The sequence below is a fragment of the Prevotella sp. oral taxon 299 str. F0039 genome, assembly GCF_000163055.2.
Taxonomy (GTDB): domain Bacteria; phylum Bacteroidota; class Bacteroidia; order Bacteroidales; family Bacteroidaceae; genus Prevotella.
Window position 1 is genome coordinate 1,363,343 of record NC_022111.1, and the last position, 12,450, is coordinate 1,375,792.

The following is a 12,450-nucleotide window of genomic DNA, read 5'->3' on the forward strand; positions in this document are numbered from 1 at the left end:
ACAAATACATATTGTTTCATTTGCAACAAAAGCCTATCGGGTCGATAGGCATACTGCATGTGCAACGCCATTCAATAACAATTAAAATATTAACGATAAATCAATAAAACATGGAAATATTCCTTATACGACTTTTACAGTTTATGTTCGCCATCTCATTGTTGGTGTTATTGCACGAAGGAGGTCACTTCTTTTTTGCTCGTTTGTTTGGTATTAGGGTCGAAAAGTTCTATCTTTTCTTTGATCCTTGGTTTCATTTATTCGAGTTTAAGCCCAAAAACAGCGACACACGCTATGGAGTAGGCTGGTTGCCACTAGGTGGTTACTGCAAAATAGCAGGTATGATTGATGAGAGTATGGACACCGAACAATTACAAAAGCCTGCCGAACATTGGGAATTTAGAAGTAAACCCGCTTGGCAACGCCTTCTTGTTATGCTTGGAGGAGTGATGGTTAACTTCCTACTTGCATTGTTCATTTATTCAATGATTATGTTTACATGGGGCGATAAGTTTGTGAAAACAAGCGATATGACTCATGGAATGAAATTCAATAGCGAAGCAAAAGCCTTAGGTTTTCACGATGGTGACATTTTGGTAGGAACCGAATTAGGAGTCTTTAAGAGTCTTGATGCCGACACCTATCGTGCTCTTGCAACTGCAAAACGTGTAGATGTGCTTCGCAATGGTCAAAAGGTTAGCTTAGCAATGCCAGGCAATTTGGACCTATTAGATATGATTAAGTCTACACCTCGCTTTGTAGACGTGTTTATTCCTAATACAGTTGATAGCGTAATGTCAGACTCGCCAGCGGCTAAAGTAGGAATTAAAGCTGGCGATAAGATTGTGAAATTTAACAACACTCCGATCGCTTCGTATAACGATTTTGTTGAGGCTACAGGCAGAATTGCTGATGTTTTGGCATCAACAAAGAACCCTTCAGACAGCGCAAAGGCTCTAAAAGCAACTATTTCGTTTGTTCATCAAGGCGACACTGCAGTGCAACAAGTGCCCATCACCCTAACAAAAGATGCTAAAGTGGGTATCTTTGCAGGTTCAATTATGCAAACTTATAAAGTCACCCACATCTCTTATGGCTTCTTAGAGAGCTTCCCTGCAGGTGTAAAACACGGCATGAAGGTGCTTTCTGGCTATGTAGGTGATATGAAATACCTATTCTCTGGCGAAGGAGCAAAGAGCATTGGAGGCTTCGGTTCTATTGCATCTATGTTCCCTGCAGAATGGAATTGGTATATGTTTTGGAGCATGACAGCTTTCTTAAGCATCATTCTTGCATTCATGAACATACTTCCTATTCCTGCATTAGATGGCGGACACGTTCTCTTCTTGCTATATGAAATGATTACAGGACGCAAACCTGGGGAGAAATTCCTTATCGTTGCAGAGTATATTGGCATAGGACTTCTTCTCTTATTGATGATTGTTGCCAATATGAACGACATTCTTCGCTGGTTGGGATACATGTAAATCAGCTCTTAAAACGGCAACTATGCAACTGAAAATTTAGTGGATTGCCGTTTGAAAACAAAGAAATTGCAATAGCAATACATAAAAGAAACGAGCAAACAACTTTGTGTTGTCTGCTCGTTTTTATGTTACATCAACCTAAGTAATCTTCTTACGGGTTGTATCTCTTTATCTTTTTACGTTTCAACTCTTTCTTGTTGACATCAAGGAGCTATTGGAACGAGAAGTTGAAAGAACTACTTGTTGTGGTTTTGCCTTTGTATTCTCCTGAAAGAGTGGTGCCACCATTATTATATATCAGATTGTATTCGATCTTAATATTATTTTTGTTGGTGAGTTGAACGTAGAGTTTACTTCCTTTTGCAAACACATCTCCTGTTCCGTGGTCTGCAATTTTGTTGCTATGTTCCACTTTCCAGTCGCCAGCAACAGTGAGATCAATTTCAGTTCCGTTACTTGTTTTAGGAATTTCGAAATAATAATAGTCTCTATCAGCTCTGTTTTTGCCCAACTGAATGGTGAAATGATTACCCTTAGAGCCTACTATTACTGCTTGATCATCTTTTGAAAAGCCCTTCAAATCGTCGTTACTTCCGCAAGAACTAAGCGTTAAAGCAAATGCAAAAAGAGCGCAAAACGAGAGTAAGAGGTATTTTGTTGATTGGTATATTTTATTCATATTCTTTTGTTTAAATGATTATTGTGTTATCCTTATTATTCTAAATAAACGCAAGAAAAGCGTTTTTATTGTGTAGTGATGTAACCATTCTGCAACACTTTTTTAGAGTTGATTTCTTTTCCCCTCTTTTTAGGAACAATAGAAAAATGCATAAAAATAGTGATAAAAGGCATATTCAGCCTTTCTTTTAGTGCAGATAAAATACAAAAGAATAGAAAATTTGGATAATAAGTAAGTTTTGAATAACTTTGTTATCGTAATAACGCATCGCAAAAGAAAGGAGACAACAATGAATTATGCAATTATTGTGGCAGGAGGAAAAGGCATTCGAATGGGTAATGACATACCTAAACAATTTATGTTGTTGTGCAATAAGCCCATATTGATGCACACTATTGAGCGTTTTAGGGCTTTTGATGCACAGATAAAGATTGTTGTTGTGTTGCCAAAAGAACAGCAACAATATTGGAACAACTTATGTTCCGACTATCATTTCGACGTCGATCACACTGTGGTTGATGGTGGTTCAACTCGTTTTGAGTCGTCTTTAAACGGATTAAAAGCCATAGATGGCGGTGCAAACGACTATGTTGCCATACACGATGGAGTGCGTCCTTTGGTATCGAAAGACACCATTCAGCGTTGTTTCGATGCCGTATTAGGTTGCAAAGCCGTTATTCCTGTGGTGAAAGTGGTAGACTCTTTGCGCAAAACCTATAAAGATGGACAAGAAAAGAACGTGGATCGAAGTGCTTATAGCATTGTTCAAACGCCCCAAACATTTAGCGTTGAGCTGTTGAAAAAAGCCTATGAGCAACCTTACGACCCTCTTTTCACCGACGAAGCATCGGTAGTTGAGCGTTTAGGAGAAAAGGTATTCTCGGTAGAAGGCAATCGAGAAAACATCAAAATCACCACTCCTTTCGACATCATTGTTGCCTCGGCAGTGTTGAATAACGAACTATAAAAGAATCAATCTCCATCTCTTTTCAAATCAATAAAATAGATATCGCAAAATAAAAACAATGCTTTTACCAACTAAAAGCATTGATATTGCACCCTAAAAGCATTGCTTTTGAAGTGTAATAGGATAGCTTTTGTGAAGCAATTGATAATCAATAAGATAAAGAACAATAATGAGTAATATTCTAGAACAAGACATTATGTATCTTCAGGGCGTTGGACCTAAGCGCAAAGATATTCTCAGTAGCGAGCTGGGAATAAAGACTTGGGGCGACCTTTTAGAGTATTATCCATATAAATATGTAGACCGAAGTAAGATTTACGCTGTGCACGAGCTAACGGGCGACATGCCTTTCGTGCAGATAAAAGGGCGCATTTTGAGCTTTGAAGAGTTCGAAATGGGGGCAAGGCGCAAACGACTTGTGGCTCATTTCAGAGGCTCAACAGGTGGAGTTGTAGACTTAGTGTGGTTTCAAGGGGCGCAATATATTCGTAAAACCTATAACTTAAACGACGAATATTTAGTGTTTGGTAAGCCTACTTTCTATAACGGACGCTATCAATTTACCCATCCTGAGATCGAAAAAGTGGGCGAAGTGCAAATCGAAACCATGCGCATGCAACCTTATTACATCACAACAGAGAAGATGAAAAAGGCAGGGTTGCAGTCGAGAGCTATTGAGAAAATCACTCGAATGTTGGTCGATAAAATTCCACAAGAAGCCCTACCAGAAACCCTTCCCACCTTTATCACCGAACGATTGCATCTTGTTTCACGCTACGAAGCATTCCGAAACATTCACTATCCCACATCTTTAACCGATGTACAGAATGCTCAATTGCGTCTAAAATTCGAAGAATTGTTCTTCGTTCAGCTCAATATTCTTCGCTATTCAACCGAACATCGTCGCAAATATCGTGGCTATCTTCTCCCCAAAGTGGGTCACTTCTTTAACACATTCTATACCAATAATTTGCCTTTCCCGCTCACCAACGCACAAAAACGAGTGATGAAAGAAATTAGAAGTGATATGATTACGGGTAGACAGATGAATCGTTTGTTGCAAGGCGATGTGGGTTCGGGCAAAACACTCGTTGCTTTGATGACCATGCTCATTGCTATTGACAACGATTTTCAGGCTTGTTTAATGGCTCCCACAGAGATTTTGGCAGAGCAACACTTCACAACTATCGTTTCTTTTCTAAAGAGTTTAGACGTGCAAGTGGAGCTGTTAACGGGCAATGTGAAAGGAAAGAAACGACAAGAGATTCTTACTCGACTCGAAAAAGGCGAAATTCAGATGCTCGTTGGTACGCATGCTGTAATTGAAGATAGCGTTCAATTTGCACGATTAGGCGTGGCTGTGGTAGACGAACAGCATCGTTTTGGAGTGGCTCAAAGGGCTAAAATGTGGGCAAAAAGTGCACAACCGCCTCATGTTTTGGTGATGACAGCAACCCCAATTCCACGCACTTTGGCAATGACTATATACGGAGATCTAGACGTTAGCGTGATAGATGAATTGCCACCAGGTAGAAAACCCATCGAAACTATTCATAAATACGACACTCAAACGGTTTCGCTTTATGACGGAATACGCAAACAAGTGGCGCAAGGACGGCAAGTTTACATTGTTTTTCCATTGATTAAGGAAAGCGAAAAAACAGACTTACAAAGCTTAGAAACGGGCTTTGAAAATCTGAAAGAGGTGTTCCCAAACTTCAAAATGAGTAAGGTGCACGGCAAAATGAAGCCTAAAGAGAAGGAAGAGGAAATGAATCGATTTGTAAAAGGTGAGACTCAGATCCTTGTTGCCACAACAGTTATCGAAGTAGGGGTGAATGTTCCTAACGCAACAGTTATGGTAATTCTTGAAGCTCAACGCTTTGGTTTGTCGCAATTGCATCAACTTCGTGGGCGAGTAGGGCGTGGTGGAGACCAATCTTACTGCATTTTGGTGACGAACTACAAATTAAGTGCCGACACAAAGAAACGTATCGACATTATGTGTGCAACCAATGATGGATTCCAAATCGCTGAAGCTGACCTCAAATTGCGTGGTCCTGGCGATTTAGAAGGAACGCAACAAAGTGGAATGGCATTCGATTTGAAGATTGCTAACATTGCTCGTGATGGTCAATTGGTGCAAATGGCACGCACAGAAGCACTGCGAGTGGTGGATAACGACGAGCATTTTGACAAGCCAGAGTATGCAATGTTGTGGCAAAGACTAAAAGAAATGAAGAAAGCAACCATTGATTGGGCGTCGATAAGTTAATGCTTTTATTGGGAATTTCTTATTGTATATCAATGAATTAAAAGATTAATCGAAAACCAATAAAAAGTTAAATAACTAATAAAAGTTCTTGATTAAGAGCAATTTCCATCTTTTTTCTTTATCTTTGTCCAGTTATTAGTAGACTATTGTGTCTTTTGTGTTGTTGCAATAGTTTAAGAACATGTCTTGAATTCTTTGTTTTTGAGATATGAAGTTTCACCTAAAAGAATAACTATGACTTTAAAAAGAACACTTAAAACCTTAGCTCTTGGAACGTTAATGCTTTTCTCTTCTAATGCCATTCACGCTCAAGATCTACTCGCAAGGCAAGCTCCTGTAGATCGAAAGATGAAGGCTGTAGATACACTTGTTATGAGAAGCATTGCAATAAGAGAAAATCTTCAATCACCAGCAGCGCAACTTTACGATGATTGGAACAACAAATTTGCTCATCGTCAGACTGCACTTCCAGACACTTTCAAAATAAATCTGCGTCATTTCTGTATGCCCACAACCAGTAGAGTCGTTACAAGTAACTTCGGAGCACGTTGGGGTCGTGCGCATAAAGGATTGGATATAAAAGTTTATATCGGTGATACTATCCGTGCAGCGTTTAGTGGTAAGGTGCGAATGGTGGCTTATGAAGGACGTGGTTATGGTAAATATATTGTCATTCGCCATTCAAATGGACTTGAAACAATATATGGTCACCTCTCACAACAATTGGTTTCAGAGAATCAAGACGTTAAAGCTGGAGACGTAATTGGGCTCGGTGGCAACACAGGACGTAGTACTGGATCGCACTTACACTTTGAAACTCGCCTCTGTGGAGTGGCACTTAACCCTGCACTTTTATTCGACTTTAAAGCTCAAGACGTAACAGGAGACTACTATGTGTTTAACAAAAGCACTTATGATAGCGAGTCGGAAGAAGCAACTAGGCTAAGAGGTAAGATTGGAAATGGTGGCTATTCGCCTGCAGATGTGCGTGGGGAAATGGCTCAAGCCAAAACAAATGAGAAAAAAGACAATGGAGATCGCAGCTATCACTTTGTGTCTTCAGGAGAAACTTTGTACTCAATTGCTCGCCGACGTGGCGTTACTGTTGACAAACTTTGTGAGCTAAACAACCTCAAAAAGAACGAACATTTGCGCCCAGGTCGTGTTCTTCGCTACTCATAAAGGGTGCTCTTTTAGCGAGAAATCAAAGAATTTGATATAAAAATACAAGCAAAAGTCCTTTGGAACGATGATTCTAAGGGACTTTTTATTTTGCTTTTTCGTTATTATCTACCATTTGTTTCGAGATAATAATCCAGCTTTAGTCTTACTACCATATTTATTTTAAGCTCTACTTGCCTTCCTTGTAAAGTGCAAACCTCTTCCTTTCGCAATGAAACAACACTGCTTTTGTGATTTAAACTCAATGCTTTTAGGTCGTAATACCATTGCTTTTAGAACATAATAGTGTTGCTTTTGCAAAATAAAAACACAGCTTTCACCTTATTATAATATAAGAGACGTGAGCAGAAAGCCACTTTTAAGTAGATTAGAAGTAGCAAGAAGAAGAGAGAAAGACCTTGAATTTTATCGTTTTAACACGTTTCGAATAGCAAACCAAAGGTGCATAAAGGTAGTAGAAACACATCCATAATGATGACACATCACCCTGAAACGCTCCTTTAATGATGCCCTATGGTTAGCAGTAGTTAAGCCACCATCTAGAAAGTTAGCAACAATTGCATGCACATTGCGCAGCGCACGATGTTCCTGTTCACTCTTTTTCATGATACGAATACACCAATCTACGTCAGCAGAGAAACGATATTGCAAGTCGTAAGGAGTGGTTTTTGCAATTGAAGTGAGCGCATAAAAAGCCTGATGACACACCAACATACCCTGTTTAAACGAATTAGAAGTGAGCGTTTGAGGCGTTTGTAGATGGCGTTTACGCAAGAACTTGCCCTCCATATCAACAATATCCGTGTCGCCATACAACACACCTGGCAACAACTCTCCCTCTTTCACCGACAAAGCAATCGTTTGAAGCGTGTCGATATCCTTGAAAGTATCGCCCGCATTCATAAAAACAATGTAGTCGTTGCTCGCTAATTGAATCGCTTTATTCATCGCATCGTATAAACCTTTGTCCCTTTCCGATACGATTTTAATGCTATATGGCTCCGAACAGCTACTTATTTTCGCCTCATAAGCATGTGCCATCGATAGTGTTTCGTCATGAGAAACCCCATCAATAATAAGGTGTTCGATGTTTTTATATGTCTGTTGCGCCACACTATCGAGCGTTCTTTGCAACACATCTTGTGCATTAAAAGTGCAAGTGATGATAGAAAAGCTAATCATAGTTTGTAAATTTTTCGAGCAAGAGCCTCATTATATAAGTTGATATAGCGCATTGCGACACCCTGTTGCGAGTAGTTTTGATTGACTTTAGCTACGGCTTGTTGTGCTAACTCGTTTTTGTTGGGATGCGAAAGCACCCAGTTGATGCCCTCTGCAAGACTCTTTGCGCTTTTAGGAAGAGCAATATAGCCATTCACTTTGTGGTTGATCATCTCAGGAATACCGCCAATATTAAAGCCAACGCAAGGCACTCCGCATGCCAAAGCCTCCATAATGGTGTTAGGAAGATTGTCTTCTAACGATGGAATAACGAACAAATCGGCTGCATTATAAGCGTTTACGAGCGATTTATCATCGCTGATATAGCCCAAAGAGAATGTTTCAACAGGCAATTGAGATGTAACTTCGTCGGCACTTCCGCCCATTAGCGCAACAGCCAACGTGTTTTTCAACTGCGGATGTAGTGCTGTTAGCTCCTTAATAGCGTTGATGAGGTGGTGAACACCCTTTCTTTCGTTTGTTACTTTTTGCGAAACGAATAACAAGATGTGCTTATCTTTAGGGAGAGAAAGAGCTTCTCGAGCCTCATTTTTATTGATAGGATGAAAGATGTGCGTGTCTATTGGATTGGGGATAGATGTAATGCTGTGCCCTTTTAGTAAGCCACTTTGCTTGGCTTGTTGTGCAAGCCAGTTCGAACAACACACAAAATGAATTCTACCCTTGCTGTAAGTCTTTTGCTTTTGCGCCCAGATGCGAGCCGAAAGGTCGTTCATAGATCCGTGATGGGGCAACAATTGGCAGCGCTTACAACTTGTTTTAAATGCAATACACCCACGGGCATAGTGGCAAAGAGCCGTTGCTGGCCACAAATCGTGCATTGTCCACACCACAGGTTTGCCACTTTCGAGAATCTTTCTAATGTTTTTAAGCGACAACATACCTTGGTTAATCCATTCAAGATGAATGATGTCGGCTTCTAAAAACTCCTTAGTGCGGGTGATGTCGCATCCTGTATTGGCAATATCAATATCGAATAAGCCTTTTTTTGATAAGTGGAGATGAAGAAAAATGCAGAACCTTTCCCATAAAAAGTTCCACTTTTGTTTTAGAGGTTGAGACAAACTCACAACCGAAAGATGATCAGTTTCTTTGTTGCGTACCAACATTTTAGCTTTCACTCCGTTGTTGTTCAGAGCCGAAAGCAATCTGTTAGAGGCAACAGCTGCACCTCCTGTCTTCTCACTTGTATTGATAATAAGAATGCGCATGATATTGCAAAGTTACGATTTGCAACGCAAATTCAAAGCTTTTCAATGCTTAATTATTTGTATTTTCAAAGAATAAACAATGAAAGAAAGCAACTTTTGTGTTCTTTACATCCTGCTTTTAGCTTCTTGTTAGTCTACTTCTATGTGAGAAATATACTATTTTGGGGGAGGGAAAGTGGACTAATGAGGGTAGAATGGAGATGATTTTATTATGAGTTTTTATTGACTTGTATTTTCAGAAGTTCTTCCTTTTTAAAGGAATGGGAGAGTAGTTAGAAACATATAGAAAAGTGATTGTTTTGTAATAGCGGTGCTTTTGTTATATAATGTCAATGTTTTTGCAGTGTAAAAGGAATGCTTTTACAAGTCAATAGCAATGCTTTTGCAAAACGCTCTGCCTGCTTTTGTGTCCTGAAAAATAAGTGCTTGGGTTCTAGTTGTTTGGGGTTAGTGTTCTACTTAGCCTATATATAAGTGAAAACGCCATTACTCTACACGAGCGATGGCGTTTTTTTTTATGTTTAACATTTAATTTTTTTACTTGATAAATGGGAGTCTCTCGACCTCCATTTCTCCCGTTAAACAATCTAATTTTACCTTAACTAATAACTAAAAACATAAATTTATTACTACTAACCTAAACAATCTATTAACCTTTTGATGATGCAAAGTTATGATATTGCTATTTAGTTTGCAAGAAAGTTGGTGAAAAATGTCTCAAAAAGGCGTTTTATTTGATAAAAATCAAGATGTTGTTTGCGCACACAAAACTATCTTATGGTTAATAGTACCCTGTTTTTATAGTTTATAAATCATTGATAATAAGTTGTTTGTATGCTATTTTGTATATCGAAAGGTGTGTGGAATACTTTTGGTTGCAATGTGTATGATTTTTATTGACGTAATAGCGATTCAGAACAATAGTAAAAAACAATTATAAGAGGTGATAAATGTTGTGTAATTGTTTGATTTTTATCAAGTAATTTACTAACTTTGTAAGCCGTTAGCCTTGTTCTTCTCTGAACTAGAGAAGGCGTATACAACATGATATATGCCTATTTTTGAAGAATAATAATTATAAAATAAAAGATACAATAAAACTATGTTGAAAACGATTTTTGGCTCGTGTGCTTTTGCTTTTGCCCTTTTTGCAGTGGCAGGACATAGCAATGAAGCACAAGCAAGTAACAAAAAAGACTGTTATACACAGTGGGTTAACCCTTATATCGGTACTGGTGGACACGGACATGTATTCTTAGGAGCTAACGTTCCCTTTGGTTTTGTGCAGCTAGGACCCACTCAAATAACACGAGGATGGGACTGGTGTTCGGGTTATCACTACACAGATTCTGTGTTAAGAGGTTTCTCTCATACCCATTTAAGTGGTACAGGAGTTGGTGATTTGGGTGATGTTTCGTTATTGCCAACCTACGATAGCGAAGCTTATACCGTGAAATTTTCTCATGATGGAGAGTATGTTCGCCCTGGATATTATACTGTTCGTATTGGAGATAGTAAGATCTTGGTAGAGTTAACTGCCACCAAACGCGTGGGAATGCATCGTTACACCTTCCCTTTGTCTAATAAAGAAGCTCTTGTTAAGATTAACCTTGCTCAAGGAATAGGCTGGGATAAGATGACAGAATGTAAGTTTACTCAAGAAAACAGTAAAGTGCTTACAGGTTATAGACATTCTACTGGCTGGGCAAAAAATCAAAAGATGTATTTTGTTGCAGAGTTTTCGCAACCTATTAAACTCGTAAAAACAGAGCAAGATAGCGTTGGTGTGTTCTCTGTTGGTTACAATCCACAACCTTTATTAGTAAAAGTTGGATTGTCTGCAGTGAGCATCGACAATGCAAAAGCAAACTTAAAGGCTGAAGTTCCTGGTTGGAATTTCGACGAAGTTGTTGCAAATGCAGATAAAAGTTGGAATGATGAACTTGCAAAGATAGATGTAACCACTTCTAATGCTGATGATAAAACAGTGTTCTATACTTCACTTTATCATTCAATGTTTTCGCCATCGGTATTTAATGATGTAAATGGTGAGTATCGAGGATCTGATGGAAAGGTTTATAAAGACGACTTTACTAACTACACTATCTTATCTCTTTGGGATACATATCGTACTTGGCATCCACTTGCAACAATTATTCATCCAGAGAAACAAAAAGATTTTGCTAAAACATTTATCAAGATTTTTGAGCAACAAGGTAAACTACCAGTGTGGCATCTCGTTGGAAATGAAACCGATTGTATGATTGGTAATCCAGCAATTCCAGTATTGGCAGATATTGTTTTGAAAGGTTTCGATGTTGATAAGAAAGCCGCTTATAATGCAATGAAATCTTCTGCAATGCTTAATGAGCGTTCTCTTGATAATCTAAAGAAATATGGTTATATACCCTGGACTAGTGATTCTACTAATGAAACCGTATCAAAAGGACTTGAATATGCTATTGCAGATGCTTCACTTGCTAAGGTTGCAAAGGCTTTAGGCTATAAAGACGACTTCAAATATTTCGATAAACGAGGTAAATCTTATATTCATTATTTTGATAAGAAAACCAACTTTATGCGTGCAGTGGCTGATGGTAAGTTTAGAGAACCATTTAATCCATTCTCATCAAGTCACAGAATAGATGATTATACTGAAGGAAATGCATGGCAATATACATGGCTTGTGCCTCAAGATGTGCCTGGATTGATTAAACTTTTTGGCTCGAAAGAACGCTTTACCAATAAACTCGATTCGCTATTTGTAGTAGAAGGTGATTTAGGTAAAGATGCTTCACCCGATATTTCAGGCTTAATTGGTCAATATGCGCACGGAAACGAACCAAGTCATCACATTCTTTACATGTATAACTATGTGGGTCAGAACTACAAAGCTGCAAAAGGTGTTCGTGAAGTGATGCGCACTCAATACACAAATACATTCGATGGATTGAGCGGAAACGAAGATGTTGGCCAGATGTCTGCATGGTATATTCTTTCAGCAATGGGTATGTATCAGGTTGATCCTGCTGATGGTCGCTACTGGTTCGGCTCTCCTTTGTTCAATAAAGTAGACGTAAACGTGGGCAATGGCAAAACATTCACCATCGTAGCGCATAACAATAGCGATAAAAATATTTATATCAAAGGTATAAAACTCAACGGAAAGACCTACAAAAACTGGTATATCGACTACAAAGATATTATGAATGGAGGTACACTTGAGTTCTTTATGAGCGATAAAAAATAAGTATTTAAAGTGCCATTGTGCCGTGTTTTATGTGAGCTGAAAGGTGAATCTAAACGCAAAAATACTCACGTCGAAACGGGAGTGCAATGGTGAAATAAAAAAGATAACATTTTGTTGTCGTAAGAAAGTTTTTTAGTTAGGTGGCAAAAGCAATGCT

Annotated in this window: 8 protein-coding genes; 5 read left to right on the forward strand and 3 right to left on the reverse strand. The window is 38.7% G+C overall.

Going from position 1 to position 12,450, the window contains the following annotated elements; all coding sequences use genetic code 11:
• Nucleotides 1–110 precede the first annotated feature (110 nt).
• Complete coding sequence (rseP, locus tag HMPREF0669_RS08315; RefSeq protein WP_020967351.1) at nt 111–1,487, forward strand: RIP metalloprotease RseP; 1,377 nt, start codon at nt 111–113, stop codon at nt 1,485–1,487.
• A gap of 211 nt (nt 1,488–1,698) precedes the next feature.
• Here the strand turns inward: rseP and HMPREF0669_RS08320 are convergent, their stop codons facing one another.
• On the reverse strand, nt 1,699–2,166 hold the full coding sequence (locus HMPREF0669_RS08320) for a hypothetical protein (protein ID WP_009227911.1): 468 nt from the start codon (nt 2,164–2,166) through the stop codon (nt 1,699–1,701).
• Between the two features lie 289 nt (nt 2,167–2,455).
• Here HMPREF0669_RS08320 and HMPREF0669_RS08325 point away from each other — a divergent pair, with 289 nt between their 5' ends.
• From HMPREF0669_RS08325 to HMPREF0669_RS08335, 3 genes are all read left to right on the forward strand, one after another.
• Nucleotides 2,456–3,133 (forward strand): 2-C-methyl-D-erythritol 4-phosphate cytidylyltransferase, encoded by a 678-nt coding sequence (locus HMPREF0669_RS08325; RefSeq protein ID WP_009227910.1) that lies wholly within the window; start codon nt 2,456–2,458, stop codon nt 3,131–3,133.
• Between the two features lie 169 nt (nt 3,134–3,302).
• A complete protein-coding gene (gene recG, locus HMPREF0669_RS08330) occupies nt 3,303–5,408 on the forward strand; it encodes an ATP-dependent DNA helicase RecG (protein WP_009227909.1) in 2,106 nt (701 codons plus the stop codon).
• A 234-nt stretch (nt 5,409–5,642) separates the two neighbouring features.
• Nucleotides 5,643–6,590 (forward strand): peptidoglycan DD-metalloendopeptidase family protein, encoded by a 948-nt coding sequence (locus tag HMPREF0669_RS08335; protein ID WP_009227908.1) that lies wholly within the window; start codon nt 5,643–5,645, stop codon nt 6,588–6,590.
• 405 nt (nt 6,591–6,995) lie between these two features.
• Here the strand turns inward: HMPREF0669_RS08335 and HMPREF0669_RS08340 are convergent, their stop codons facing one another.
• Nucleotides 6,996–7,772, reverse strand: coding sequence for a glycosyltransferase family 2 protein (locus HMPREF0669_RS08340; RefSeq protein ID WP_009227907.1), 777 nt, complete (start codon nt 7,770–7,772; stop codon nt 6,996–6,998).
• Nucleotides 7,769–9,043, reverse strand: a complete 1,275-nt coding sequence (locus HMPREF0669_RS08345; RefSeq protein WP_009227906.1) for a glycosyltransferase family 4 protein — start codon at nt 9,041–9,043, stop codon at nt 7,769–7,771. The genes HMPREF0669_RS08340 and HMPREF0669_RS08345 overlap by 4 nt, the downstream gene beginning before the upstream one ends.
• 1,102 nt (nt 9,044–10,145) lie before the next feature.
• Between HMPREF0669_RS08345 and HMPREF0669_RS08350 the strand changes: the two genes are divergently transcribed.
• Entirely contained in the window at nt 10,146–12,293 is a 2,148-nt protein-coding gene (locus HMPREF0669_RS08350; RefSeq protein ID WP_009227905.1) for a GH92 family glycosyl hydrolase, read from the forward strand.
• Nucleotides 12,294–12,450 lie beyond the last annotated feature (157 nt).

Excerpts from the sequence above, each read along its gene's own strand:
- HMPREF0669_RS08325 (WP_009227910.1), top strand. The coding sequence starts at position 2,456 with ATGAATTATGCAATTATTGTGGCAGGAGGAAAAGGCATTCGAATGGGT.
- HMPREF0669_RS08335 (WP_009227908.1), top strand. The coding sequence starts at position 5,643 with ATGACTTTAAAAAGAACACTTAAAACCTTAGCTCTTGGAACGTTAATG.
- rseP (WP_020967351.1), top strand. The coding sequence starts at position 111 with ATGGAAATATTCCTTATACGACTTTTACAGTTTATGTTCGCCATCTCA.
- HMPREF0669_RS08340 (WP_009227907.1), bottom strand. The coding sequence starts at position 7,772 with ATGATTAGCTTTTCTATCATCACTTGCACTTTTAATGCACAAGATGTG.
- recG (WP_009227909.1), top strand. The coding sequence starts at position 3,303 with ATGAGTAATATTCTAGAACAAGACATTATGTATCTTCAGGGCGTTGGA.
- HMPREF0669_RS08350 (WP_009227905.1), top strand. The coding sequence starts at position 10,146 with ATGTTGAAAACGATTTTTGGCTCGTGTGCTTTTGCTTTTGCCCTTTTT.
- HMPREF0669_RS08320 (WP_009227911.1), bottom strand. The coding sequence starts at position 2,166 with ATGAATAAAATATACCAATCAACAAAATACCTCTTACTCTCGTTTTGC.
- HMPREF0669_RS08345 (WP_009227906.1), bottom strand. The coding sequence starts at position 9,043 with ATGCGCATTCTTATTATCAATACAAGTGAGAAGACAGGAGGTGCAGCT.